The following is a 24,309-nucleotide window of genomic DNA, read 5'->3' on the forward strand; positions in this document are numbered from 1 at the left end:
CCCGTCCGATTAGATACCCAAGGTATATACCGGGGGTATACTTCTTGATATGACCCGCCACGACGACCTGCAGACCCTTCTGCTCGCGGTGCACGCCCTCACCCGCGTCGCGGCTCTCGACACCCAGACCGACGCCCCCGCCGCGCAGTGGCGCACGCTGACGCTCCTGCGCGACCACGGTCCTCAGCGCCTGGGCGATCTCGCGACACTCAGTCGCGTGACGCAGCCCGGCATGACCCGCCTCGTTCACCAGATGGACGAGGCGGGACTCGTCGAGCGCCGCCGCCTGCCCGACGACTCGCGCGTCAGCGTGATCGCCGCGACGGCGAAGGGCCTCGACGCGCTGGCCGGGTGGTACGAGCAGTTCCGCGCGGCCCTCGCGCCGCACGTGGCCGACCTCTCCGAGAGGGAGTGGGATGCCGTGGGCGTCGCCGCCGCCGCGCTCTCGCTCCGCGTGGGGATGGCGCCGACGTCCGCGGGTCGAAACGAAACCACCGACGACGAAGACGACGCCGATCCGACCGAAGATCGCGGAGCCCCCACGGGATCCGCAGAAGAACAGGAGGTGGTCCGGTGAGTGCCGGTACCGCAGCAGTCAGCAAGGCGCCCAGCGTCTGGAAACAGCCCGCGCAGGTCTGGGCCGTCGCCTTCGCATGCGTCGTCGCGTTCATGGGCATCGGTCTCGTCGACCCGATCCTTCCCGCGATCGCGGACTCCCTGAAGGCCACCCCGGTCGAGACGGAACTGCTGTTCACCAGCTACCTCGTCGTGACCGGTCTGGCGATGCTCATCACCAGCTGGATCTCGAGCCGCATCGGCGCCAAGGCGACCCTGCTCGTCGGTCTCGGGTTGATCGTCGTGTTCGCGTTCTTCTGCGCCATCAGCGGCAGCGTCGACGCGGTGATCGGCTTCCGCGCCGGATGGGGTCTGGGTAACGCCCTGTTCATCTCGACCGCGCTGGCGACGATCGTGGGCGCCGCATCCGGCGGGAGCTCCGCCGCGATCATCCTCTACGAAGCCGCGCTGGGCCTCGGCATCGCCGTGGGACCGCTGCTCGGCGGCATCCTGGGTGAAGTCAGCTGGCGTGGGCCGTTCTTCGGCGTCGTCGTTCTGATGGCGATCGCGTTCCTCGCGGTGGCGGTCCTGCTGCGCGGCCCCAAGCCCGTGCGCACCCCCCTCCCCTTCAGCGCGCCGTTCCGCGCCCTGGGCCGCCCGGCGCTGGCGATCCTCGCGGCGACCGCGCTGTTCTACAACATCGGCTTCTTCACGCTGCTCGCGTTCTCGCCGTTCCCCCTCGGGTTCGGGGCGATGGGCATCGGCCTGACCTTCTTCGGTTGGGGCGTGGGCCTGGCGATCACGAGCGTCTGGGTCGCTCCCCTGCTGCTGCGTCGCCTGCGACTGACGACGGTCCTGCTGATCGCCCTGCCGCTGCTGGCCCTCGACCTGCTCGTCGCCGCGTTCATCGTGTCGTCGGCCGTCGCTCTGGTCGTGTGCATCATCGTGGGCGGCCTGGTGCTGGGTGTCGTGAACACCGCGCTCACCGAAGCGGTCATGGAAGCCACCGACCTTCCCCGCTCGGTCGCGTCGTCGGCCTACTCCGCCGTGCGCTTCCTGGGCGGTGCGGTCGCTCCCCCGCTCGCCGCTCTGCTGTGGCACGCCTACGGCGCCGGAGTGCCCTACGTGATGGCCGCCGTGTCGGTCGTGATCGCGAGCGCGTGCATCCTCTTCGGGCGGCGTCTTCTCGCCCACGTCGACGGATCGCACGCGGATGCCGCTGACGAGGGCGCCGCCGTTCTCATCGGGGACGCGGCCTGACGCCAGGGAGCAACGCCCGACACGGAGGGGCCGACCGAAAGGTGCGGCCCCTCCCTGCATGCCGGACGTGACCTCGACGATCCTGGGCGATGCCGTGTCGGGCCGGATCAGCAACGCCCTCACCTCTCCGAACCTTCTGGTGCAGGTGCCGTAGGCGCCACGACCCGCCAGTGCGGAGACCACCCGTCCCGCACACGAACATCCCCTCCGTCCGGCGAATCGCCGCGGAGGGGATGCTTCGTGGGCGTGCCGGGGAAGGGGGCGGTTCTAGGCGCCGTCGACGCGGTCGCGCATCTCTGCGACCCGTTGCTCCAGCGTCTCCCACAGCTGATCGAACCGGGCGTTCCACGGCGTCGCGAACACACCGTCCTGCCACCGCTGGTGCACGACGTCGAGGGTGACCCACTCGGCATCCTGAACCTCCTCCGGGTCGGGCACGGGCACCGGCTCGCCCTCGATGCGAGCCACCCACAGGTCGAACAGGGCGCTCTCTTCCACGACGCGTCCGACGAGCACGAGATCGTCCGGAGTCAGCACCATCCCGGTCTCTTCGGCGAGCTCGCGCACCGCGCCCGTACGGCTGGTCTCTCCGCGTAGGGCACTGCCGGCGGGAAACTCCCACGCCAACGGGTAATCCTTGCCCGCGGCCCGCAGGCTCATCAAGACCCGCCCACTCGACGACACCAGGCACACGGATGCCACGATGTGGAACGACCCCGTCGGCACGGGACCATCGCCGCGTCGGTGCAGAGTTCCCGTCGGGGTGCCCTGGATGTCGGTGACATCCCACATCTCGTCGTCGGCCATGGGAACCTCCCGGGTTCGTCGTGCGCCGCGTGCGGCGCGTCGTTCCATCCTGCCGGGCACCGGAACCCCGCGCAGGAGGATTGCGCAGGGTAGCCGCGGCGATTTGAAAGGCGCGGGATCCCCCAGTAGCGTTCCGAGCCGGGGGTCACGGGGAATCATGCTGCTGTTGTCGGTGGGGATCGTCATCGTCTCTGTCGCTGTCGCCATCGTCGTCGCTGCGTACTCCTTCGCCCGACCCCTCCCCCTGGATCCCCGCGCCGCCGCGTTGAGAATCGCCGCCGCGGCCGCGGCGCTCTCCGTCGGGTCGGCCGTCATGCGTCTCATCGGAGACCGCGATGTGAACGTCGTCTCCGTCACCTTCCCCGCCGACACCACGTTCGTTGTGTCCATCGGCCTCATGTGCGTCGCGATGACCATGGTGCGGCAGCGTCTCGCACGCTTCGCAGCGGGCGCGACACTCCTCGCGGGGCTGACGGTCGCCACGAGTTCGGTGTTGCTTCCACCTGACGCAGCGCGCATCGTGCTCCTCTGCACGCTGGCCCTCGCCGGCGGCGCCTGCGCGACACTGGCACTGCACAACACGGTCTTACCCCGGCCACCCCGCATCGTCATCGCCGTCGCAACGGCCTTCTACGCCCTCCACTGCGCCACGCGCGCGCTGGCTTTTCTGACGAACGGGTCGGACGCCGTCTTCGGCGCCGCGCCATTCGGCGTGAGCTCCTTGGCTGCGGCGCTCCTCGCCAACGCACTCGTCGCCGCCGCGATCGTCATGCTTTTCCTGCCCGTCGCCCGAGAGACCACAGCCGTCTCACGAGCGTGGACGACCTTGACCATCGCGGACTGGCGTCTCGTGGTCGACGCCTACGGAATCCTGCGCGCTCGAGAACTCGTCTCCGAGCTTCAGATCGCCGTACGCGATCGAGACCCCGACGCGGTGACAGTGCGCCATGGAATCTCCACGACCCTCCTGTCACCGATGCAGATCCTCACGACGTACCTGCCCTACGAGTACGGATGGCAGCCGCACGAAGTCGCGCTCATCGATGAACGGACGGAGCAACGCGCCGCCTGAGACATCGGACACATGACAATGCGTCAACGCCTCGGGAGAGATCGGGATATGACAGGGACCCGGCTCCGTGTGAACGCGAAGAAGCCCCGTAATCGAACTGATTACGAGGCTTCTTCAGGTGGTGCACCCCCTGGGACTTGAACCCAGAACCCACTGTTCGATTAGACGCGATATCTAGCGTTAGGCGGCGTTACCGAGCGCGTGGGGAAGACTGTGGAAAACCCCGGTCAGAGAGAGATTGATCGAGAGTCAGCCGTAACGGTGGATCACTTCGCATCTCCGGAGCATCCTGACCAGATCCTGACTATGGTCTAGACCTTCTAAAGATCGAACGGTGGTGTCCAACCCTCTGCTCTACACAACTCTGCAAGCGGCTGCTCCAAGGCGCGCTTCATCTCGGGATGCTCGGGCAAGTCGTTGATGCGCATACCGATGACGTGGAGGCCAGTGATCTCCGTAGCGGGCCAGGCAATGTCCCTCCGTACCGCGATGAGGAAGTCGGCCATGAGGCGCATCGTGATGAGCGTCGGTGGGGACGACGCCGACGCCACCCTGAAACGGTAGAAGGTCTCGACTGCTTCATCTGAGCCCCAGATCGCAACGAACGAGGAGAAGTCCGCCATCACGTCCTCTAGGCGCTCCGTCGCGGCGTCGTTGCGGAAGGGAGTCAGCATGTCCCCGAGCGTCTGCAAGAACGGTTGATAGAGCTCGTACTTGCGCTCAGCCACTCGGTCTTCCAGGGCTCGCAAACGTGCAGCTTCGTGCTCAGCCTTCTGAGCCCGCCGCGCCGATCTGGTCGCCCAAAGAGCCGAGAAGATGCTCACCGCAGCAGGCACCGCCAGAGCGACTATCTGAACCCATAACGGAAGTCCCATGCGCGGAGTCTGGCAGCGCGGTCACCAAGACTCGGAGACGACACGCGTTTGGACGATGGCGAGATCGCGAATGGAGCCCGCCCGTTAGCGCGTGACGCACGATAAATCCCAGGTTAGCGCGTACATTCAAGAATGCCGTATGCTGATCGGAGGCCCCGCTCCGACCCAGTGGCCTCGACTCGTCCTCGAACCCCTGGAGCGGGGCCTTCGCCATGCCACGATCTAGAGGGTTAGCGCGTGACGCGCGATAATTAGCATGCTTGCATGCGGAACGCAAGACGCGTACGGTACTGCGTGACGAGTCCGAGGCCCCCACGGGTCCTCTCTCGTCGCTGTCGGCACTCAAACACCCTCAGCGGAAGTCGACACCGCGCCGTCGTCTAGAAGGCGGTCCCCCAGGGTCACACGTCGTTCGCCTCCATCCAGGTGGCGGGCTATTCGTCGTGGCCTTCCTCCGGACATGTTTAGCCGGTAACGGGCAGAAATCTGGCGCGCCCGTTCTGGAGTCCGAAGGGCTCCCACCGTGGCTAATGCCTTCCTGGAGGTCACCATGTTCGACACCGACGACGACTGGAACACGGCGTTCGCCGACTTGGCCGCGCAGAAGGCCGAGGCCGACAAGGCCAACGCCGCCCTCATGGCCCGTCGCCTCACTATCGAGCGTGAGCACCGAGCCCGTGGGCACGCCATCGACGAGCGCGAACGGCTCCGCCAGCAGGCCCTGCGGCTGGCACGCCGTGCAGGCGTCCGTGGCCTCGCACGAGATGCCTTCAGCGACCACACCACGAACCAACTCCGCAACATCATCAACGAGGCGCGAGCGGCCCTGGATGCTCGGATCGCGAACTAGCCGTTAGCGCGTGACGCGCACTCTCCCGCACCCCGCCATGGGTGAGCGCGTACCCACCACAGACGCCCCGACCAGCGCGTCGGATAAGCGCATCCGTCATGCCCCTGGGCCGGGTTCGACACCGAGAACGGGTTCGATGTCGAAGCGGTCGATACTCCTGGCATGACCACCTCGACCGCATCACCCGCACGTCGCGTAGGACGCCCGTGCGCGGTGTGCACCCTCCCTGCACCGCAGCGTGAGCGCGTCGAGGTTGCTCTAGCTGAAGGCACGAGCATTTCCCGCATTGCCAAGCAGCACGGGGCCCCTGGACGCGAGAGCATCACCCACCACATCAAGGCGGGGCACGTGCGTGCGGACCTCGACGAGAAGATCGCCCGGGCCCAGGGCATGGACTGGACGAGCGTCGTCGCCCGCGTGGCCGAGATCGCGCAGCGTGCACGACAGACCGCCCTGGAGGCCCGCGAGGCAGGCGACCGTGCGGGTGTCCTCCGTGCGGGAGACAGCGAGCTACGCGCCCTGAGCGTGCTGGCCACCAACGGGGCCGACGGCGAGGTCGATATCGCGCGGCAGGCCTGGACGCAGGACGTATCCGTCGCCGTGGTGCGCCTCGCCCGCCGCGGGCACCACACCGTGGATGCCGTGGCCGACGAACTCGACGCCCTGCACCGACCCGAGATTGCAGACGAGATCCGCGCCCTGATTCCCGAACCAACCACGACCGCCCTGGAGGCCTGACCCCATGAGCACCGACAACATCAAGACCGACGACCTGGCCGTCGACCCCGGCAAGGCCGAGCCCATCGGCGTGCAGCGCCTCCGCCTCGCCCGTGAGCGCGCCGCCGCCCTCCGTGCCGCCCAGCCTGTCGGGGACGCTCCCGATCATCAGGTGAAGATCGGCGACTACGTGCACGCACTGGGCCCGATCAACCTCGCCCGCAACACGTCGATCTGGGGCGGCACTCCGCCGCTCTCGTTGAAGCGCGGCGACACTTTCACCGTGACCGCCGAGTTGCTGTCCGCGGACGTGAACAAGCATGGCCACCCCGTCTGGAGCGCCATCGTCGACGACGAAGACGCGCAGTTCGCGAAGTGGGGCAAGCGCCTGCTGGCTCCGGGTGAGTTCCCCGCCAACCTCCAGCCCTGGATTCCTGGAGACGCCGACTGGAAGCAGGCCCGCGACGCCGCGCGCGAAGCCGCCTTCCGTCAGCCCACCGAGGAGGCGCAGCATGCCGCCCTGGCCGAGGTCAACAAGACGTACGGGCCCCCGCGATGAGCGCCGCCCTTGGGAACCGGAATCGCCGCACGCACCGCGCCGTGGTGGATCTGGCGCGTGAGTACATCTCGGGTGAGGGCGTGCCCGTCGCGAGCTACCCTCGCCCACAGCGCCTGATGGACATCGGCGAGGAGATCCACCCGGACCTCGACGTGGCAGGCGTCGCGCTCTCCGTGACCTCCCGCCGCTCCCTCCGCCTGTCCGACGACCTCGACGCGGCGGTCGGCGTGGCCAACCTGTCGGGCTCGCCCGTAGGTGCGGTACTCCAGTGGCGCAGTGATCGCCCCATCGCCGAGAGCTACGCCGTCCTGCGCTTGGTCGATCTCATCGCGCTCGTGCGGACGGCTCGCGCCACCGCCCCCTAACTCCACACAGACCCCCGTGGGTGCTCCGTATAACGGGCACGGGACGCCCACGGCCCCGCTCGGGACGCGACCTCGGAAGCGCGCCCTGAGCACCCCGGCCCTGGACCCCCACAAGATCAGCCCCTTCGGCTGGGGGTCCAGGGCCCCCCTTCCCCACGAGAGAGACGAGCGAGACCATGCCAGCGAAGAGACACGCCGCCCGCGTGATTCATCCGTTCCGCACGAGCGGCGTCAACTCGCCCGGCTACTCCCAGCGACCGCAGCAGGCCCCTGTCGCCCGACAGCGCCATGAGGACGACTGGGACTACGACGCACCCATGACAGTCGACCTGGGCACCCCAAACGCCCGCAGCCTGTCGCACTTCCTCGCCGCGCAGGCCACCGCCGCGCGGTGGGCCCCCGTTCCATCGGTCTCGAATGGCCAGCCCTCCGTGCGTGTGCGCGTGGGCGGCGTCCCCGTCGTCCTCCCCGCGTGGGAGATCTTCATCGGACGATCCACGACCGGCGTCGAGACCGCCTACGGCCTGGACGACAGCGGCGTCCTGCACCTCGTGATGCTCCGCGGCAATGGCGAGCCTGCCGAGATGGTCGACGTACCCGACCACGTGCTCGACCACCTCCGTGACTGGGCCTTCCCCGGGAGCACGTCATGAACAACATCAGGGTTGTTGGCGTGGGCTTCACCGACGCCACCGTCGCGCTGGACTCGCTGGCCGAGGTGCGCGTCTATCCCCACGAGACCATCGTCCTGGAGAGCACGGGCGTGCGCAGGCTTACCGTCGTGGACGGCGACATCCGCGACGCGAAGGTGACCGACCCTCGCGAGCGCGAACGCCTGACGCGCCTCTTCAACGAGGACGGCTGAGGGGTGCACCATGGCCCCATGGATATTCGTGAATGGTGGCCCCGACTCGACGACTCGACCCGGCAATGGCTGATCGACCACAACGGCGAGGCTCTATCAGCCGACGCGCTGGTGGCCATCTCTGCCGCGGGAGGCGTGGTCACGTCTGATGCTTGGTGGGTGGGTCAAGGGGGCCCCACGGGGTTCTACCTTTCCGACGCCGCGGTCGACTGGATCGAAGAGCGCGCCAACGACGAGTAGATCCATTTTCGGAAGTACGGAAACGATGATTTTCGGACACTCGGTCCCCAGGCCTCGACACGCCGTCAGATCGCGTCCGTAACTCGTGTACGGAATCTACGTCCGATTCCCTCCGTTTTCGTATGTACGTTTTCCACCGTTTGCGTTACAGTCGAAGCATGACGAGTCAGCGCATCGGCTACAGCCGGGTTTCCACCACCGACCAGAACATCGACGGACAGGCCGACGCCCTGGAGCGCGCGGGCGTGGATCAGATCCACATCGAGAAGTACACCGGCACCAAGGCCAGCCGCCCTGTGTGGGATGAGGTGCGCCGCATCCTCCGCAAGGGTGACACCCTCGTCATCACCCGACTCGACCGTCTGGGCCGCAGCAGCCGAGACCTGATCGAGATCGCGAAGTGGCTCGACGACAACGGGATCGCCCTCCAGGCGACCGAGCAGCCCATCGACACGTCGACCCCCGAGGGCCGGATGTTCTACACGATCCTGTCGGCGTTCGCGCAGTTCGAGCGCGAGATGATCGTCGCCCGCACGGTCGACGGACTCGCCGCCGCCCGAGCCCGTGGGCGCACCGGGGGCCGGAAGTCGTCCCTCTCGGCGGCGCAGGTCGAGCGCATCCGCAAGGCCCACGCCAGCGGCACTACGGTGAGCGTCCTGGCCGAGGACTACAAGGTCAGCCGCCCGACGATCTACCGCGCCTTGGCCGAGACTCGCTGAGACTGCGGGTACCGGGCTCCGGCACGGGTAGCCGGTAGGGTCTCGGCAAGGTGGACGACGCACTTGGGGGACGAACGCCATGCCACGACTCAGCCCGATTTCGGTGAGTGACCTACTTCTCGATCAGAAGAACGCCCGCCTGGGTGACGAGCAGTCGAGCCAGCAGGCCACGATCCACGCCCTCGCACAGCAGCAGGGCAAGAGGCTCGTGAAACTCGCTGAGAGCATAGTGGATCACGGACTTGATGTCGCCCAGCCGTTCACGGTCGTGGCCACGGGCGACAAGAAGCGCGGCTACACCGTGCTGGAGGGCAACCGCCGAACCCTCGCCTTGAAGGCGCTGGAGACGCCGACCATCGTGCAGTCCGCGCTGACCCCCGGCGACTTCAAGAAGCTCAACGCCCTCTCCCTTCGGTTCGCCGACAACCGCATCGAAGAGGTGCAGTGCGCTCTGTACGAGCCGAACGAGGAAGAACAGGCAATCGCCTTCGTCATCAGTCGTCACGGAGGCGCTCAGGAAGGCGCTGGACTCGTCGAGTGGGACTCCGACGAAAAAGACCGGTTCCTCGCTCGTCACGGTGCGACCGCTCGACGTTCCTACTCCGGCCAGGTGCTGGAGTTCATCGACGAGGTGGACGGACCGAGCACGTCGAAGACGCGGATCACGACGACCCTCCAGAGGCTCCTGAAGTCGTCGAAGATCCGGGACAAGCTCGGTCTGGATGTCGTGGACGGCGAACTCGTGTCGCGCTACCCCAAGGCCGAGGTCGCGAAGGGCCTCCGGAAGATCGTCGACGATCTCCGTTCTCAGCGGAAGCGCGTGCCCGACCTCTACGACGACGACCAGCGTCAGGCCTACATCGCCGAGTTCACCGCCGACGAGTTGCCCGACCCCAGCACCAAGCTCGACGGACCGGCCCGCCTCTCTGACTTGCCGAAGGGGCAGACGACTCCTGTCGCACCCAAGCCCAAGCCGAAGAAGACGACTAAGACCAAGGCACCGCGCACGTCCGTGGCCGCGAGTGACGCGAAGATCAATCCGACTCCGCAGCGGCTGAACACCATCTACAACGAGTTGGTGACGCTGAACGCGGACCAGTACCCGAACGCGGGCTCCGTGTTGTTCCGTGTCTTCGTCGAACTCTCCGTGGACGACTACATCATCAGGCACTCGCTCATGACCGAGAACGACCGGCGCAACCAGCCGCTGGCCAAACGGATGAAGAAGGCGAACGACCATCTCCTCGCCTCGTCGGCCATCGCGAAGCAACTTCACACCGTCGTGGAGCAGGTTGCGAACAGCACGCACGGTCTGGCGGCTGGGCTGAGTACGCTGAACCAGTACGTCCACAACAGCTACTCCTTCCCCAAGCCGAGCGAACTCCGTCTCTCGTGGGACGAGTTGCAGCCATTCTTGGAAGCGATCTGGAAGTGACCCAGCTATCCCGCTACCCCTCCCCCCTCCGCTACCCCGGCGGGAAGGGCAAGCTGACGAACTTCGTCAAGCTCCTGATGATCGAGAACGATCTCGTTGGCCATGACTACGTCGAGCCGTACGCGGGCGGGGCCTCCGTCGCCCTCTCCCTCCTCTACGAGGGGTATGCCGACCGCGCGTTCATCAACGACCTGAACCCAGGCATTCACGCCTTTTGGTCGAGCGCCCTGACCCAGACAGACGCGCTGTGTGCGCTGATCGAGAAGACGCCCGTCACCATGGATGTCTGGCACGAGCAACGGCAGATCATCAACTCCCCCGAAGCGCAGGGCCTCGAACTCGGCTTCGCCACCTTCTTCCTCAACCGCACGAACCGATCCGGCATCATCGGCGGCGGCGTCATCGGGGGCCTCGACCAGACTGGCCCATGGAAGATCGACGCCCGCTACAACAAAGACGGGCTGATCGAGCGCATTCGGAAGCTTGGTCGACACCGCGGCCGCGTCGTGCTGAGCAACGAGGATGCGGTCGAGTACGTGGCCGCGTGGAACGATTCCGCCGCCGATCCCGCGTTCCTGTACCTGGACCCGCCCTACTTCGAGAAGGGCGAAGGGCTCTACGACAACTTCTACGACGCCGCGGACCACGCCCAGATCGCGGAGTCGGTGTCGACCCTCGCCCACCCCTGGATCGTTTCCTACGACGCGCGACCCGAGATCACGGCCCTGTACCCCGATGCGACGACAATCCGGTACGGCCTCACCTACTCCGCGGCCACCAAGAGGTCGAAGGGTGCCGAGATCATGTTCTTCTCGGACGGGCTCGCCGTCCCCGAGCCGATGCCCGGCGACGTGACGACCAAGCAAGTGGACACGGCCAAGCGCCTTCTGTTGGCCTGATCCCGGATCAGTCACGAGGAGCGCCGTGCGTGCCGCGTGAGCGCCGCTCTCGGCCCACCTGGACCCATGGGTTCGCGCCCTCGATTTCGGCGGCGAGCGCGGCGCACAGCGTGATCGTCTCCGGCGATTCGTACCAGCCCGCGCAGGTCCCGGCCACCTGGGCCAGTAGATCGTGATCGTCTCCTGCTATCTGCCGTAGCTCATCCAGGACGGGCCCTGGATCGTTCGTCAGCAAGTTGCGCGTGACCGCCGCCGAGAGGGCGACATCCAGCGCCGTACGCGGGCTCAGGCGGCGCGAGGGCATGGGCAGACGCTACGCGGCACCGCCGACATCGCCCTGTCGCTTCGCCTTCGCGCGCTCGTTCTTCGCCCTGTGGAAGGCCTTGCGCTCCTCGGGGCTCATCGCGGCCATCTGCGCGGCGTATCGTTCCCGCGCCTCCGCGCGAGAGCGCTCCGTCCTCGGGCCGTTCTTCGCCCGGTGCCAGGCTCTGCGCTCGTCCTCCGTCATCGCGCCCATCTTCTCGGCGTAGGCCTGTCGAGCCTGGGCCCGCGAACGCTCGCGCCGCGCCTCGTCGGAGGTCGCCACCACGGCGTCGACCTTCATGTCGACCATCTCGACGGGCTTGCTCTTGACGGGCACCGTCTCGACGGGCTTGCTCTTGACGGGCACCGTCTCGACGACCCTCACCGCCACCTGGGCCGCAGCTTCTCGACGCGCCCGTCGCGCCATGCGCTGGGCGTAGACCTTCACCGACTCCTCCGCCATGTCGATGACATACGCGTCGTCGGTACGGAACGCGGCGTCGGCCTCCGCCCATAGCGCCTGGAGCCGGGGAAAGATGGCAGGGTCGATCACGTCGCGTCCCGCTCACCATGAGTCAGCCATGCGTCGACATCGCTCTGTCGATAGCGCACGCGCCCACCAGCATGGATGAAGCGCGGCCCCGTTCCTCGGTATCGAAGCTGTGACAGGGCAGGCACGGAGCGGCCTAGCCACTCGGCCACCTCTGTGGGCGTGAGCAACCGTGACTCGTTGTTAAGGTTCGTCATGTCCGTGATACGCCGAGATGGTGCGTCAAAGAAACCATCCAGGGAGATTCGATGTCGAAGGCGTGGATTGTCGACCAATGGAAGGGTGCACGAACGGGCACAGGCCGGAGGTGGCGGGTAGTGCACATCAACCCCGACACCCGAAGAGAGGTGTCGAAGTCATTCGAGAAGAAGCCCGACGCAGAGGCCTACCGAACCAAGATCGAGAACTCCCTCCGCGAAGACACCTACATCTCGGCCGAGACCGCCGCCCTCACCGTCGCCGACGCCGTCACCGCGTGGATGAACTCTAAGAAAGAGCCGGGCGACGCGTCCATGGCTAAGTACGACGACGCGGTGAAAAACTACGTCCTCCCCCGATGGGGAACCACCCGCCTCAGCGCGGTCAAGCGCACGGACATCGATCAGTGGGTTTCCGCGCTTCAGGGCGGCTCAGCGCCCCGCAGGGAGGGTATGAGGGCGCACACCGGCGGCCTCGCGCCCGCGACGATCAAGACCATCCTCGTGCCCTTCAACGCGGGGCTGAGGTTCGCGGTCACCGAGGGATGGATCAGGCGAAGCCCGTCCAAGGGCGTCGAGACGCCGCGCGTCGAGTCGGACCCCGTGATCTTCCTCACGCACGTGCAGCTTGATCACCTCGTCTCCACCGCGAGCGATACGGCCACCCCCGCCGACGCGCTCATGATCGCCGTCATGGGGAACATCGGCCTTCGCATCGGCGAGGTGGGCGCTTTGACCGTGGGCGCAGTCGACCTAGAACGGCGTCGTATCACCGTAACGGCGACCTTCACCACGGACAGGAACCACCGCCCGGTTGTGGGACGACGGGCGAAGACCACCGCGGGCACGCGAGACGTTCCGATCCCACCGCACCTCATCGATGACCTCCGCGCCCAGGTACGTGGCCGCGCCGCCAACGTTCCCCTCTTCCCGTCATCAACCGGCACCCACCTGAGCGTGTCGAACTGGAGAAACAGGGTGTGGTCCAAGGTGACCGCTGAGGCCGGGACGCCGGACGGCCTGACTCCAAAGGGCCTCCGACACACAGCGGCGTCTCTCGCAATCGCGGCGGGCGCGGACGTTCTCATGGTGCAACGGATGCTCGGGCACGCCGACGCGAAGGAAACGCTGAACACGTACGCGAAGCTCTTCCCCGATCGCATGGACGAGGTCACGGAACGCATGTCGAAAGCTCGCGAGAAGGCCCTCCGAAAGCGGACAGCCAGTCAGGGCAAATCCTGACCAGCTCGGGCGCATCCTGACTACATCCTGACTCGGCTACCCAAGCGAAAACCGCCCCTCACCGGTAATTACCTGGTGAGAGGCGGTTTCTTGGTGCACCCCCTGGGACTCGAACCCAGAACCCACTGATTAAGAGTCAGTTGCTCTGCCGATTGAGCTAGAGGTGCGTTCCGTTCGGCCGGAGTTTCGCTCTCCGCGCCGAGGAATGACACTACCAGTCGTGACTCGAGCACACCAAATCGAGCCAGGAGTGCCGGTTATCCTTGAGCCGTGTCCTCCTTCGAAGAGCCCGCCGCGCCCCTCGCGGACCTGACCGACGATCTCGCGCTCGCCCTTCGTCTGGCCGATGCCGCCGACGCGGTCGCCATGGAGCGCTTCGATTCCGCAGACCTCCGGATCGACACGAAGCCCGACCGCACGCACGTCACCGAGGCCGACCTCGCCACCGAGCGCGCGATCCGTCAGATCCTGGATGCCGAGCGCCCCGGCGACTCCGTCCTCGGTGAGGAATACGGCACCTCGGGCGACACATCCCGCCGCTGGGTCATCGACCCCATCGACGGCACCCACAACTACATGCGGGGAATTCCCGTCTGGGCGACGCTCATCGCCCTGACCGTCGACGGCGTCCCCCGGGTCGGTGTCGTCAGTCAGCCCGCGATCGGCCGACGCTGGTGGGCCGCTGACGGCCACGGCGCGTGGACCACCACAACCGCCGGCGACACCCGACGCATCTCCGTCTCCGCGATCGATGAGGTCTCGGCATCCAGCATCAGCTTCCAGAGCATCGAGCAGTGGGACGACGTCGACCTCGTCCCCACCCTCGAGAAGCTCGCACGGGCCGTGTGGCGCGACCGCGCGTACGGCGACGCTCTCCCGTACATGTGGCTCGCCGAGGGCCGCCTCGAACTCGTCGCCGAGTTCGGTGTGAAGGAGTACGACATCGCGGCGATCGCCCCGATCGTCCGTGAGGCCGGCGGACGCTTCACGGCGTTCGACGGAACCGACCGTCTCGACGCCGGGTCATCTCTCGCGACGAACGGCGTTCTGCACGACGACTTCTTCGCCCTGCTGCACGAGGAGGGCCCCCGATGATGCGCGCACGCACACCCCTGCTGATCACCACCGGTCTGCTCGCGGCGCTCGTGCTCGCGGGCTGCACCTCGACGCCCGACGCCGCTCCGAGCGTCGCAGCCAGCGCGACCGCGACCGACCTTCCCGCACCTGACACCGACACCAGCGCGACGCCGACGACGGCTCCGATCGATCCGACCTGCGAGAACATCATCCCGAAGTCCACCGTCGACGACTTCAAGAGCCTCGGGTGGACCTCGCAGGAAGAGCCGTTCCGCATCGGCGCGACCGCCCTCGACGACGGCATCCAGTGCAAGTGGGGCGACGCGAAGGTCGCCTCCGACCGCGTGCAGATCTTCGGTTGGGCCCCCATCGACGACGCGACCGCGCAGCAGGCGGAGAAAGACCTCGTCGCCTCCGGCTGGAAGCTGGAGCGCGACGCCACCGGCGATTACGTCACCGAGAACCCCGACTGGCTCGGCGGTCGCGGTGCCGACGGCTACGGCCTGACCTATCTCTTCGGTGACGGCTGGGTGAAGTTCGCCGACACCCGCCAGAGTCTCCTCCTCGTCGAGACGCCTCAGTAGCACGCGCGTCCCGCCGGCTCACCGGTACGGGTTCGCCGCTGCCACGTCCTGAGCCGCTGCGAATCCCTCGTCCCACGCGTCTCCGCGCGCCTCGAGGCCTCGCCAGAGTTCGTCGGCCTGCAGGATGCGTTGTGCGAACGCGACCCAGTCGCTCCACCCGCCCTCGACCGGGGCGTCGCCGCCTCGCCCTTCGGCCCGCCACCGCGCCGAATCGGGAACGGCGTCGAGGTGGAAGGGACCGACATCGATGCGGGTGTGACGCGGATCGGGCATTCCCCGACGCTAGCTGGTTCACTGGGACGCATGGGATTCCTGGATCGCCTGTTCGGCAAGAACGTCCCCGCCCCGCAGGCCGCTCCCCCCGCGTCCGACGCTGCCCTCGCGGAGCTCAGACGGACAGCTCAGGATGCCATCATCCCCGGCTTCCGCGACTTCGATGAGGTCGTGCAGCAGGTGCAGGACGTCCACGAGCTCGACGATGCCGCAACGGCCGAGGCCGTGGTGCGCGAGGTCTGGGCCGAGCGCCGCCGCGTGGAGGAGGGGTGGCCGTCCGTCACGGAGGGCGACCGCCTGCGCACGGCGTTCGCGATCCTCGAGGCGCGTGGTTTCGTCGCCCGCGCCGACTTCACCTGCTGCAATACATGCGGAACCGCTGAGATCGACGACGAGCGCACGCCCGCGCCGAACGACGAGACGGGTGCACCGCAGTTCCGCGAGTGGGCCTACACCTTCTTCCACCAGCAAGACGCCGAGCGACTCGCCGAGGAGCCCGCGCACCTGTTCCTCACTTTCAGCGCCTTCGCGCCCCTGCGCGATCTCGACCCCGGGCTTCTCGCGGCGGCCGACGTCGGTGACGAGGCCGCGCGCAGCGAGGTCTGGCGACAGACCGATGCCCGCGTCGGGCGGATCGTCGCCGACGCTCTCGCCGAGGCCGGCCTGCCGGTCGAGTGGGACGGCGATCCCGCCCACCGCATCGTGATCCCCCTCCCCCAGTGGCGCAACCGCCTTCCCGGCACCGCCCCCGCGACCGCGTAGGCACGGCGCGGCGGGCACGGCACAGCGGGCACGGCACAGCGGGCACGGCTCAGCCCGCACGACAACGTAGGCTCGACCCTCGTGGCTATCGGCTCGACCATTCACCAGTTCACCGTGCAGCTCTCCGACGTCGATCGCGGCGTCTACGACGAGCTGGCGTTACGCGTCGCTCGGCACCCGTCGGAGACCGCTCCGTACATGCTGACGCGCGTGCTCGCCTACTGCCTCGAGTACGAGGAGGGCATCGGCTTCAGCGAGGGCGTCGCCGCGACCGACGAGCCGGCCGTGATGATCCGCGACCTCACGGGCGCCCTGGTGGCGTGGGTCGAGGTCGGGGCTCCGGATGCCGCGCGCCTGCACACCGGCAGCATGAAGGCCGAGCGCGTCGCGATCTACACGCACCGCGATCCCGACAAGGTCGCCGCCCCATGGGCGGGAAAGCGCATCCACCGCGCCGAGGAGGTGCTCTTGCACAGCTTCGAGCCCGGCTTCGTCGAGAAGCTCGCGGATGCCATCGAGCGACGCAACACCGCGACTCTGACGCGCACCGAGGGGCGCATCTACCTGGAGCTGAACGGCGTTGCCGGCGAGAGCGACATCCACACGCGCTCCGCGGGCTGATCCCGGAACCAAGAAAGCCCCCACCCCCGCCGAAACGGGCGAAGATGGGGGCTTTCTCACGTGACGATGGTTCGTGGAGCTGGGGGGAATCGAACCCCCGTCCAACGCTGGGTCTCCGCGTTTTCTCCGGGCGCAGTCTGTGCAGACGTTCTGCTCGGCTCCGACCTTTGTCACAGACACCTAAGTCGACAAGCCCAGCCTGGGAAAAGTCCCGCGTGACGTCCAGACGCCGTCACACAGCAAGACCCCTAAATGACGCCAGATTCCGTGGCGGGGTCACACACGGTCTGACGGACTATCGGGCTCGCTTACGCAGCGAGGGCGAAGTCAGTGCGCTTAGCATTGGCACTTATTGTTTTGCAGGGAGCGTTTACGAGATAACCCCACATCCTCGGCCCGCTTCTCGCGGGTTCGCAGGCGCTGTCGAAACCGATCAGCCCCGGGAACTCCGTGAAGGAGCGACCATCGTCACGCTGTTGAGTTACCACCTCGGGAGCCGTAAGCACCCGAGCATCACAGTCTACAACGGTTCGAAGCGCGCGATGATTCCCACCCGAAGCCGGTGAGCTGCGTCCCGTAGGCTCACCGCATGAGCGACGTCGTCATCACCGTCCGGGGCGAGAGCAACGCCCGCGTCCGCGCTGAAGAGGCCGCCGTCCGGGTCACGGTCTCGACCGACGGACCGGCTCGCGGTCCGGTCGTCGAACGGGCGCAGGAGCGCGCGGCGAGCGTTCAGGACGGCTTGGTCGCGCATCTCCGCTCCGGTGAGGTGTCCGAGTGGTCGAGCGCCCGCGTGTCGGTCTGGTCCGATCGCCCGTGGAACAACGAGGGCGCGCAACTCCCCCTCGTCCACCATGCAGCCGTGGAGCTGTCCGCCACCTTCACCGACGCCGGGGCCCTGTCGTGGTGGCTCGGCGACGTCGCGGAGTCCGATGACGTGCAGGTCACCGCGGTGGAGTGGCGCCTGTCCCCCACCACCCGCGCCCTTGTCGAGCGCGAGGTGGCCGCCGACGCCGTCCACGTGGCCGTGGAACGCGCGACCGCGTATGCGGACGCTCTCGGGCTGGCATCCGTCTCCGCCGTCGAGATCGCGGATGCCGGCTTGCTCGCCGCCCACCCCGAGACTCCGGCACCGCTGGGCGCACGCATGATGGCCGCGTCCGCCGGCGGACCGTCGTTCAGCCTGCAGCCTCCCGAGATCGTGGTCACCTCGGTCGTGGAGGGGCGTTTCCGAGCGGAGTGACGCCGGGGCGGCGAAGCGGGCTAGTCGCCCAGCCGGTTCTTCGTCCGCATCGCACGTTCGGCTTCGCGCTTGTCTTCGCGCTCGCGGATCGTCTGACGCTTCTCGAACTCGCGCTTGCCCTTGGCGACCGCGATCTCGACCTTGGCGCGCCCATCGAGGAAGTACAGCCGCAGCGGAACGAGGGTGTAACCGCCCGCCGATACGGCGTGGGAGAGCTTGATGATCTCTTCTTTGTGCAGCAGCAGCTTGCGCGTGCGCTTGGCCGAGTGGTTCGTCCAGTGCCCCTGCGAGTACTCCGGAATGTGCACGGCATCGAGGAAGGCCTGACCGCCGTCGATGTAGGCGTAGCCGTCGGTGAGGTTCGCGCGCCCCTGACGCAGCGACTTCACCTCGGTGCCCGTGAGCACCAATCCGGCTTCGTACGTCTTTTCAATGGCGTAGTCGTGGCGCGCCTTCTTGTTCGACGCGATGAGCTTCTCACCCTGCTCACGAGGCATGGTGCCACCTCCTCATGATCATGGGCACACAGAGCCTTACAGTCTACCCACACCGGATGCCAGCCGAGCGCGACACCGCGAGATGTCAGGCCCGCAGCCAGCGCCGGATGGCGAAGCTGGCACTCAGCGCCGCGAGCACGATGCCGATGACGATGAGAAGCGGGATCACGATCGCGACATCCGCGAAATCCACCCACGAGGTGATGAAGGCGATCCGGTCTCTCAGGTACTGGTTCACGCCGACGCCGACGATCGCCCATACCGCCACGCTCGCGAGTGCCGACCCGATGAGGGCCGCCAGCACGCCCTCGACGATGAACGGTGTCTGGATGAACCGGTTGGACGCGCCCACCAGGCGCATGATCCCGAGCTCCTTGCGTCTCGCGAACGCCGACAGACGGATTGTCGTGGCGATCAGCAGCACGGCGGCGATCAGCATGAGCCCGGCGATTCCGACCGCGACGTAGGTGGCGACGGTCAGCGCCTGGAACAGGGGTTCGAGGTATTGCAGCTGATCGGTGACCGCCTCGACCCCGTTCTGCCCGCTGAAGGCCTCGGCGATCACGTCGGACTGGCTCTGATCCACGAGGTTGATGCTGAAGGTCGCGTTGAACTGGTCCGCGGTCACGACGCCGGCGATGTCGTCGGGAAGCTGCTGCTTCGCGTTCTCGAAGACCTGGTCGCTGGTCTGGAACGTGTAGTCGCGGATCAGCGGTGCGAGCGCCTGACCATCGAGCGTCGCCTTGACGGCGTCGATCTGGTCCTGGGTCGCCGGCTCCCCGGCCACGCAGGTCGGAGCGTTCGATGAAGCCGCGCACATGAACACCGCCACCTGGGCGCGGTCGGCCCAGTACGACTGCATCTTGCCGATCTGCATCTGCATGAGCATCGCGGCGCCGACGAAGGTCAGCGACACGAAGGTGACGAGGATGACCGAGATCACCATCGACGCGTTGCGGCGGAGACCGGTGAACGCCTCCGACAGGATGAGCCCGAATCTCATGACGTGGGTCCCACTTCGTCGTTGCGGTCTTTCTTCTCGCCCAGGCCGAGCCGGTCGGCGAGACCGAGAGCATCGACGTCGGGGCGGGTGACCGGGATGGAGCGTGTGTTCGTGCCGGGCTCGCGCGGCTCGGCTGCAGACGCCTCGGGCTCGGAGTCTTCGGTGGGAACCTCGGATGCCACGGGAGCAGCGGAAGCAACCGGCGCGTCCGACCGTGGCGCGGCGGGCGGAGCGTCGACACCCGGCCTCGTCAACGGTTCGACCGGGCCCGTGAGCCCGGTGACCTCGCGCTGCACCTCGAGGACGGCCGTGAGGGCCGCGACCGCGGCAGCACCACGCTCGACCTCGGGAGCCAGCCGCGGGAGGCTCGACGTATCGCCGTACCCACCGTGACGCTCGTCACGGACCATCTCGCCGCCACGCAGCTCGATCACGCGACGCTGCATCTGGTCGACGAACCCGGCCTCGTGGGTCGCCATGACGACGGTCGTCCCACCGGCGTTGATGCGCGCGAGAAGGCGCATGATGTCGATCGACGTACCGGGGTCGAGGTTTCCGGTCGGCTCATCGGCGAGCAGCACCTGCGGACGGTTGACGAGCGCGCGGGCGATCGCCACGCGCTGCTGCTCCCCACCCGACAGCTCGTGCGGCAGCCGCTTCTCTTTGCCGTCGAGGCCGACGAGCGCCAGCACCTCGGGCACGGCCTGCTGGATGAACCCGCGCGAGGCGCCGGTCACCTGCAGGGTGAAGGCGACGTTCTGATGCACCGTCTTGTTCGGCAGCAGGCGGAAATCCTGGAACACCGAACCGATGTGACGGCGGAAGTAGGGAACCTTGCGGTTCGACAGCGTGCGCAGGTCGCGACCGAGCACGACGACGCGGCCGTCGCTGGGAGTCTCGGCGCGCAGGATGAGCTGCAGGCACGACGACTTGCCGGAGCCCGACGCGCCGACGAGGAAGACGAACTCCCCGCGCTGCACTTCGAAGTCGACGGCGTTCAGGGCGGGCTTCGCGGTGCCGCGATACCGCTTGGTGACGTTCTCGAACCGGATCATGGCTCGATGAGCCTAAGCGCGGGCACCGAGCACGCGGAGAGGACGCGCCGTGTCGCGAAACCGAGAGAGCCCTATGGATGCCGGTTCAGCGGCATCCACAGGGCTCTTGTCACTCGTGGAGAGCGCTCAGTCGTCGTCCTTGCGCTTGCGCCAGCGGATGCCGGCCGCGATCAATCCGTCGAGGTCGCCGTCGAAGACGACCGCGGGGTTTCCGACCTCGTAACCGGTGCGCAGGTCTTTCACGAGCTGCTGACCGTAGAGGAAGTACGAGCGCATCTGGTCGCCCCAGCTCGCCGTGATGGTGCCGGCGAGTTCTTTCTTCTTCGCGGCCTCTTCTTCGCGCTTGAGCAGGAGCAGTCGCGTCTGGAGCACGCGCATGGCGGCAGCGCGGTTCTGAATCTGCGATTTCTCGTTCTGCATCGAGACGACGAGGCCCGTGGGCAGGTGCGTGATGCGCACGGCGGAGTCGGTCGTGTTGACCGACTGGCCGCCGGGACCGGACGAGCGGAACACGTCGACACGGATGTCGCCCTCGGGGACCTCGACCTCGACGGCCTCTTCCATCACGGGGATGACCTCGACCGCGGCGAAGCTCGTCTGACGCTTGTCGGCGCCGCCGAAGGGGCTGATGCGCGCGAGACGGTGCGTCCCTGCTTCGACCGACAGCGTGCCGTAGGCGTAGGGAACGTCGACCTCGAAGGTGGCCGACTTGATGCCGGCGCCTTCGGCGTAGGACGTGTCCATGACCTTGACGGGGTACTTGTGACGCTCGGCCCAGCGCAGGTACATGCGCAGCAGCATCTCGGCGAAGTCGGTGGCGTCGTCGCCGCCGGCGCCGGAGCGGATCGTGACGACCGCGGAACGCGGGTCGTATTCGCCGTCGAGGAGCGTCTGCACCTCGAGCTGGCCGATCACATCTTTCAGCGAGGCGAGTTCGCGACGAGCCTCGTCGGCCGATTCCTCGTCCTCCATCTCGATCGCGAGCCCGACCAGCACCTCGAGGTCGTCGAGACGCTGCTCGATCTCGGAGACGCGCTTGAGCTCCGCTTGGCGGTGGCTGAGACGGCTGGTGACCTTCTGAGCGTTCTCGACGTCGTCCCAAAGGTCGGGGGCACCGGCCTCGTCGCTGAGGCGTTCGATGTCGGCTTTGAGTGCGTCGACGTCGACCACGGCCTGGATATCGGCGAAGGTCGAGCGCAGCGCCTGGATGTCGGCGGTCAAATCGAGTTCGAGCATTTGAGATCAAGCCTATCGTGGAGACAGTGACAGCCGACTCTCCCCGGAACGTGCTGGTGCGCTTCGCACCGATGATCTACGGCCCCACCCTGCTCTTCGCCCTGGGCGAGGGCGCCGTGATCCCCCTCATCCCCGTGATCGCGAACCGCCTCGGCGCCGACGTCGCCCTGGCCGCGCTCGTGGCGGCCGCTCTCGTGGTCGGTCAGCTGTGCGGGAACATCCCCGCCGGATGGGCCGTCGCCCGCTTCGGCGAGCGCCTGACGATGGGGGTCGCCGGCATCATCGTGCTCGCCGGACTCCTCGGCATCGTCTTCGCGCAGTCGCTGGCGTTCTTCACCGCCGCGGTGTTCCTCATCGGCTTCTGCGCGGCCTCGTTCGCCCTCGCGCGTCACTCGTTCATGACCACGCGCGTTCCCCTGACCTTCCGCGCTCGCGCTCTGTCACTCCTGGGCGGCACGTTCCGCCTGGGCATGTTCGTCGGCCCGTTCATCTCGGCGGCCCTCTTGGCGATCTTCGGCTCCGAGACGGCATCCATCGTCTTCTTCGCGGTCTGCCAGGTCGCGACGATCCTGCTCGTGTTCTTCGGCCCGGATCCCGAGAAGGCCGTCCCCGTGGGCGCGGGCTCGCCCACCGGCCGCGGGGCGGGCGACTCGCGCGACGCGGAAGACACGGGCGAACCCGTCACCGGAGCGATCCCCACCGTCGAGCGGGTCGGGGTGTTCCGCACGATGTGGCGGTACCGCGGCGTGCTCGCGCGCCTGGGCCTCGCCGCCTCGTCGCTGTCGGCCGTTCGCTCGGCACGCCAGGTGGTCCTGCCCCTGTGGGGTGTCTCCCTCGGACTGGATGCCGGCACGATCGCCGTGGTCGTGGGTGTCTCGGGGGCGATCGACTTCGCCCTCTTCTACGCGAGCGGCCAGGTCATGGACCGCTTCGGTCGCCTGTGGGCGGCCCTTCCCGCCATGGTCCTCATGGGCGCGGGCTTCTTCGCCCTGTCGTTCACGCACGAGCTGTCTTCGGCGGCCATGTGGTACGCGATGTTCGCGGCGGTTCTGGGCGTCGGCAACGGCCTGTCCAGCGGCATCCTGCTCACCCTCGGCGCCGATGTGGCGCCTCCGACCGACCCCGCGGCGTTCCTCGGATCATGGCGGACCCTGACGGATGCCGGTGGCGCGGTGGCCCCGCTGATCGTCTCGGCCCTGACGGCCGTCGCGTCCCTGTCGGTCGGTGTCGGCGCGATGGGTCTGGTCGCGGTGCTCGGCGCCGCGGGCTTCATCCGGTGGGTGCCCCGATACGTGCCGCGCTCCCGCTGACCGCACCACACCCGCGTGAGGGGCCACTTCCTGTCGCTTCGGACACCCCACGGCGACAGGTTCCGACCCCTCGCGCGGGAGGGCGCACTCACTCCGCGACGCGGATCAGCACCTTGCCCAGCGCACCCTGCTCGACGGCGTCGTGCGCCGCGGCAGTGTCGTCCAGCACGAACCACGTGAGCGGGAGCCCGGCGTCCTCCCCGACCGGGAGCGCTCCGTCGGCGACGGCGGCGGCGACGTCTTCGGCGGCGGCGAGCAGCGCCCGCTCCCCCACCGTGTACAGCAGCAGGCCCTGCCAGCGCACATTCTTCGCGAAGCTCTCGCGCACGCGCGCCGTGAAGTCGGCCCCGCCGTTGTCGGCGTAGTAGCCGATCGTTCCGTGGTTGGCGACCACCTCGACGTCGAGGCCGGCGTTGTCGGCGATGGCGACCTCGACGATGTGCTCGACGCCGTTCGGGGCGAGCTCCCGGATGCCGTCGGCCAGCGTCTCGCTCGGGTACTGCAGCACGTGGTGGGCGCCGGCCGCGCGAGCCAGGGCCTCCTTCTCATCACTGCTCACGGTGGCGATGACCGTGGCTCCGGCCCACGCGGCGAGCTGGATCGCGGCGTGACCGACGGCCCCGGCACCGCCCTGCACGAGCACGGTGCGACCGGCGAGCGCACCGGGGGCCAGACGCGAGGGTCCGTCCTCGTGCACGGTCAGGGCGCGATGCGCGGTCATCGCGGGGACTCCGAGGCTGGCGCCGAGCTCGAACGACGCGCTGTCGGGCAGGGGTACCGCGCGCGAAGCGGGAAGGACGGTGTACTGCGCCGCCGTGCCGAACGGACGCTGGTGGGCGGCGAGGTACACCCACACCCGCTGACCGACCGACAGCGTGTCCACGTCGGCGCCGATGGCATCCACCACTCCCGCCCCGTCCTGGTTCGGGGTGACCTCGTCGAAGGCCAGCGGGCGCCCGGTCGTCGCGCGGGCCTTCCAGTCGGTGGGGTTCACGCCCGACACGGTGAGGCGCACGCGCACCTCGCCCGCGGCGGGCTCGGGCAGCGGTCTGTCCTCGAGCGAGAGGACGGAGGAGTCACCGGGCTGGGAGTACGTGATCGCCTTCATGCGAGGATCCAGCGTCGAAACGGCCCGAGA

31 protein-coding genes, 1 tRNA gene and 1 other RNA gene are annotated in these 24,309 nt (G+C 67.8%); 20 read left to right on the forward strand and 13 right to left on the reverse strand.

Annotation, left to right across the window (positions count from 1 at the left end; translation table 11 throughout):
- Positions 1-49 precede the first annotated feature (49 nt).
- Both DEU35_RS14890 and DEU35_RS14895 read left to right on the forward strand, forming a co-directional pair.
- Complete coding sequence (locus DEU35_RS14890) at positions 50-577, forward strand: MarR family winged helix-turn-helix transcriptional regulator (protein WP_103208778.1); 528 nt, start codon at positions 50-52, stop codon at positions 575-577.
- Complete coding sequence (locus DEU35_RS14895; protein ID WP_103208776.1) at positions 574-1,815, forward strand: MFS transporter; 1,242 nt, start codon at positions 574-576, stop codon at positions 1,813-1,815. The genes DEU35_RS14890 and DEU35_RS14895 overlap by 4 nt, the downstream gene beginning before the upstream one ends.
- 267 nt (positions 1,816-2,082) lie before the next feature.
- On the opposite strand, the gene DEU35_RS17245 is transcribed toward DEU35_RS14895, so the two are convergent.
- Positions 2,083-2,622 carry an NUDIX domain-containing protein gene (locus tag DEU35_RS17245; protein WP_181904662.1) on the reverse strand — a complete coding sequence of 180 codons (540 nt, stop codon included), beginning with the start codon at positions 2,620-2,622 and terminating at the stop codon, positions 2,083-2,085.
- 157 nt (positions 2,623-2,779) lie between these two features.
- On the opposite strand from DEU35_RS17245, the gene DEU35_RS17250 reads away from it, so the two are divergent.
- Complete coding sequence (locus tag DEU35_RS17250; protein ID WP_181904663.1) at positions 2,780-3,694, forward strand: hypothetical protein; 915 nt, start codon at positions 2,780-2,782, stop codon at positions 3,692-3,694.
- A gap of 320 nt (positions 3,695-4,014) precedes the next feature.
- On the opposite strand, the gene DEU35_RS14910 is transcribed toward DEU35_RS17250, so the two are convergent.
- The gene (locus DEU35_RS14910) at positions 4,015-4,422 is read right to left on the reverse strand and encodes a hypothetical protein (protein ID WP_116239955.1); all 408 of its coding nucleotides are present in this window, start codon (positions 4,420-4,422) and stop codon (positions 4,015-4,017) included.
- A 670-nt stretch (positions 4,423-5,092) separates the two neighbouring features.
- Between DEU35_RS14910 and DEU35_RS14915 the strand changes: the two genes are divergently transcribed.
- The 10 genes from DEU35_RS14915 (at position 5,093) to DEU35_RS14960 (ending at position 11,218) form a co-directional block, all read left to right on the forward strand.
- Complete coding sequence (locus DEU35_RS14915; protein WP_147301886.1) at positions 5,093-5,419, forward strand: hypothetical protein; 327 nt, start codon at positions 5,093-5,095, stop codon at positions 5,417-5,419.
- 348 nt (positions 5,420-5,767) lie between these two features.
- On the forward strand, positions 5,768-6,157 hold the full coding sequence (locus tag DEU35_RS14920) for a hypothetical protein (protein ID WP_116239957.1): 390 nt from the start codon (positions 5,768-5,770) through the stop codon (positions 6,155-6,157).
- Positions 6,158-6,161: 4 nt separating this feature from the next.
- Positions 6,162-6,695: a hypothetical protein gene (locus DEU35_RS14925; protein WP_116239958.1), complete on the forward strand. Its 534-nt coding sequence runs from the start codon at positions 6,162-6,164 to the stop codon at positions 6,693-6,695.
- A complete protein-coding gene (locus DEU35_RS14930) occupies positions 6,692-7,060 on the forward strand; it encodes a hypothetical protein (protein ID WP_147301887.1) in 369 nt (122 codons plus the stop codon). The genes DEU35_RS14925 and DEU35_RS14930 overlap by 4 nt, the downstream gene beginning before the upstream one ends.
- A 176-nt stretch (positions 7,061-7,236) precedes the next feature.
- Complete coding sequence (locus tag DEU35_RS14935; protein WP_147301888.1) at positions 7,237-7,713, forward strand: hypothetical protein; 477 nt, start codon at positions 7,237-7,239, stop codon at positions 7,711-7,713.
- A 20-nt stretch (positions 7,714-7,733) separates the two neighbouring features.
- Positions 7,734-7,925 carry a hypothetical protein gene (locus DEU35_RS14940; protein WP_116239961.1) on the forward strand — a complete coding sequence of 64 codons (192 nt, stop codon included), beginning with the start codon at positions 7,734-7,736 and terminating at the stop codon, positions 7,923-7,925.
- A gap of 18 nt (positions 7,926-7,943) precedes the next feature.
- Positions 7,944-8,165 carry a hypothetical protein gene (locus DEU35_RS14945; protein WP_116239962.1) on the forward strand — a complete coding sequence of 74 codons (222 nt, stop codon included), beginning with the start codon at positions 7,944-7,946 and terminating at the stop codon, positions 8,163-8,165.
- 158 nt (positions 8,166-8,323) lie between these two features.
- Complete coding sequence (locus DEU35_RS14950; RefSeq protein WP_116239963.1) at positions 8,324-8,884, forward strand: recombinase family protein; 561 nt, start codon at positions 8,324-8,326, stop codon at positions 8,882-8,884.
- Positions 8,885-8,987: 103 nt separating this feature from the next.
- Positions 8,988-10,319 carry a hypothetical protein gene (locus DEU35_RS14955; RefSeq protein WP_147301889.1) on the forward strand — a complete coding sequence of 444 codons (1,332 nt, stop codon included), beginning with the start codon at positions 8,988-8,990 and terminating at the stop codon, positions 10,317-10,319.
- Positions 10,316-11,218, forward strand: coding sequence for a DNA adenine methylase (locus DEU35_RS14960; protein WP_220340858.1), 903 nt, complete (start codon positions 10,316-10,318; stop codon positions 11,216-11,218). Before DEU35_RS14955 ends, DEU35_RS14960 begins: the two co-directional genes overlap by 4 nt.
- Before the next feature lie 7 nt (positions 11,219-11,225).
- Here DEU35_RS14960 and DEU35_RS14965 read toward each other — a convergent pair whose 3' ends face one another.
- The 3 genes from DEU35_RS14965 to DEU35_RS14975 are packed head-to-tail and all read right to left on the reverse strand — an operon-like array spanning position 11,226 to position 12,268.
- Positions 11,226-11,522: a hypothetical protein gene (locus DEU35_RS14965; protein ID WP_116239965.1), complete on the reverse strand. Its 297-nt coding sequence runs from the start codon at positions 11,520-11,522 to the stop codon at positions 11,226-11,228.
- A 9-nt stretch (positions 11,523-11,531) separates the two neighbouring features.
- Positions 11,532-12,074 (reverse strand): hypothetical protein, encoded by a 543-nt coding sequence (locus tag DEU35_RS14970; protein WP_116239966.1) that lies wholly within the window; start codon positions 12,072-12,074, stop codon positions 11,532-11,534.
- Entirely contained in the window at positions 12,071-12,268 is a 198-nt protein-coding gene (locus DEU35_RS14975) for an AlpA family transcriptional regulator (RefSeq protein ID WP_116239967.1), read from the reverse strand. The genes DEU35_RS14970 and DEU35_RS14975 overlap by 4 nt, the downstream gene beginning before the upstream one ends.
- Positions 12,269-12,319: 51 nt before the next feature.
- On the opposite strand from DEU35_RS14975, the gene DEU35_RS14980 reads away from it, so the two are divergent.
- Positions 12,320-13,510: a site-specific integrase gene (locus tag DEU35_RS14980; protein WP_181904664.1), complete on the forward strand. Its 1,191-nt coding sequence runs from the start codon at positions 12,320-12,322 to the stop codon at positions 13,508-13,510.
- 91 nt (positions 13,511-13,601) lie between these two features.
- On the opposite strand, the gene DEU35_RS14985 is transcribed toward DEU35_RS14980, so the two are convergent.
- Positions 13,602-13,677, reverse strand: a tRNA-Lys gene (locus tag DEU35_RS14985).
- 103 nt (positions 13,678-13,780) lie between these two features.
- Here DEU35_RS14985 and DEU35_RS14990 point away from each other — a divergent pair.
- Positions 13,781-14,605 (forward strand): inositol monophosphatase family protein, encoded by an 825-nt coding sequence (locus tag DEU35_RS14990; protein WP_116239968.1) that lies wholly within the window; start codon positions 13,781-13,783, stop codon positions 14,603-14,605.
- Positions 14,602-15,171 (forward strand): hypothetical protein, encoded by a 570-nt coding sequence (locus tag DEU35_RS14995; protein ID WP_103208767.1) that lies wholly within the window; start codon positions 14,602-14,604, stop codon positions 15,169-15,171. Before DEU35_RS14990 ends, DEU35_RS14995 begins: the two co-directional genes overlap by 4 nt.
- 18 nt (positions 15,172-15,189) lie before the next feature.
- Here the strand turns inward: DEU35_RS14995 and DEU35_RS15000 are convergent, their stop codons facing one another.
- On the reverse strand, positions 15,190-15,444 hold the full coding sequence (locus tag DEU35_RS15000) for a hypothetical protein (protein ID WP_103208765.1): 255 nt from the start codon (positions 15,442-15,444) through the stop codon (positions 15,190-15,192).
- Between the two features lie 30 nt (positions 15,445-15,474).
- Here DEU35_RS15000 and DEU35_RS15005 point away from each other — a divergent pair, with 30 nt between their 5' ends.
- Positions 15,475-16,206, forward strand: coding sequence for a DUF6891 domain-containing protein (locus DEU35_RS15005; RefSeq protein ID WP_181904665.1), 732 nt, complete (start codon positions 15,475-15,477; stop codon positions 16,204-16,206).
- An 81-nt stretch (positions 16,207-16,287) separates the two neighbouring features.
- Positions 16,288-16,827 (forward strand): YaeQ family protein, encoded by a 540-nt coding sequence (locus DEU35_RS15010; RefSeq protein ID WP_103208762.1) that lies wholly within the window; start codon positions 16,288-16,290, stop codon positions 16,825-16,827.
- A 71-nt stretch (positions 16,828-16,898) separates the two neighbouring features.
- On the opposite strand, the gene ssrA is transcribed toward DEU35_RS15010, so the two are convergent.
- Positions 16,899-17,268: a transfer-messenger RNA gene (gene ssrA, locus DEU35_RS15015) on the reverse strand.
- A 148-nt stretch (positions 17,269-17,416) separates the two neighbouring features.
- Between ssrA and DEU35_RS15020 the strand changes: the two genes are divergently transcribed.
- Positions 17,417-18,070 (forward strand): SIMPL domain-containing protein, encoded by a 654-nt coding sequence (locus DEU35_RS15020; RefSeq protein WP_116239969.1) that lies wholly within the window; start codon positions 17,417-17,419, stop codon positions 18,068-18,070.
- Positions 18,071-18,090: 20 nt separating this feature from the next.
- On the opposite strand, the gene smpB is transcribed toward DEU35_RS15020, so the two are convergent.
- The 4 genes from smpB to prfB all read right to left on the reverse strand — a co-directional run bounded on the left by smpB (position 18,091) and on the right by prfB (position 21,861).
- Entirely contained in the window at positions 18,091-18,567 is a 477-nt protein-coding gene (gene smpB, locus DEU35_RS15025) for an SsrA-binding protein SmpB (protein ID WP_094734236.1), read from the reverse strand.
- 85 nt (positions 18,568-18,652) lie between these two features.
- Positions 18,653-19,570, reverse strand: coding sequence for a permease-like cell division protein FtsX (gene ftsX, locus DEU35_RS15030; RefSeq protein ID WP_103208757.1), 918 nt, complete (start codon positions 19,568-19,570; stop codon positions 18,653-18,655).
- Entirely contained in the window at positions 19,567-20,625 is a 1,059-nt protein-coding gene (gene ftsE, locus DEU35_RS15035) for a cell division ATP-binding protein FtsE (protein ID WP_116239970.1), read from the reverse strand. Before ftsE ends, ftsX begins: the two co-directional genes overlap by 4 nt.
- 126 nt (positions 20,626-20,751) lie before the next feature.
- On the reverse strand, positions 20,752-21,861 hold the full coding sequence (gene prfB / locus DEU35_RS15040; protein ID WP_103208752.1) for a peptide chain release factor 2: 1,110 nt from the start codon (positions 21,859-21,861) through the stop codon (positions 20,752-20,754).
- A gap of 71 nt (positions 21,862-21,932) precedes the next feature.
- Here prfB and DEU35_RS15045 point away from each other — a divergent pair, with 71 nt between their 5' ends.
- Positions 21,933-23,171: an MFS transporter gene (locus DEU35_RS15045; protein WP_170210683.1), complete on the forward strand. Its 1,239-nt coding sequence runs from the start codon at positions 21,933-21,935 to the stop codon at positions 23,169-23,171.
- A gap of 88 nt (positions 23,172-23,259) precedes the next feature.
- On the opposite strand, the gene DEU35_RS15050 is transcribed toward DEU35_RS15045, so the two are convergent.
- The gene (locus DEU35_RS15050; protein ID WP_103208749.1) at positions 23,260-24,279 is read right to left on the reverse strand and encodes an NADPH:quinone reductase; all 1,020 of its coding nucleotides are present in this window, start codon (positions 24,277-24,279) and stop codon (positions 23,260-23,262) included.
- Positions 24,280-24,309: the final 30 nt, after the last annotated feature.

Origin of the sequence: Microbacterium sp. AG157, assembly GCF_003385695.1 — a bacterium.
Classification (GTDB): Bacteria; Actinomycetota; Actinomycetes; order Actinomycetales; family Microbacteriaceae; genus Microbacterium; species Microbacterium testaceum.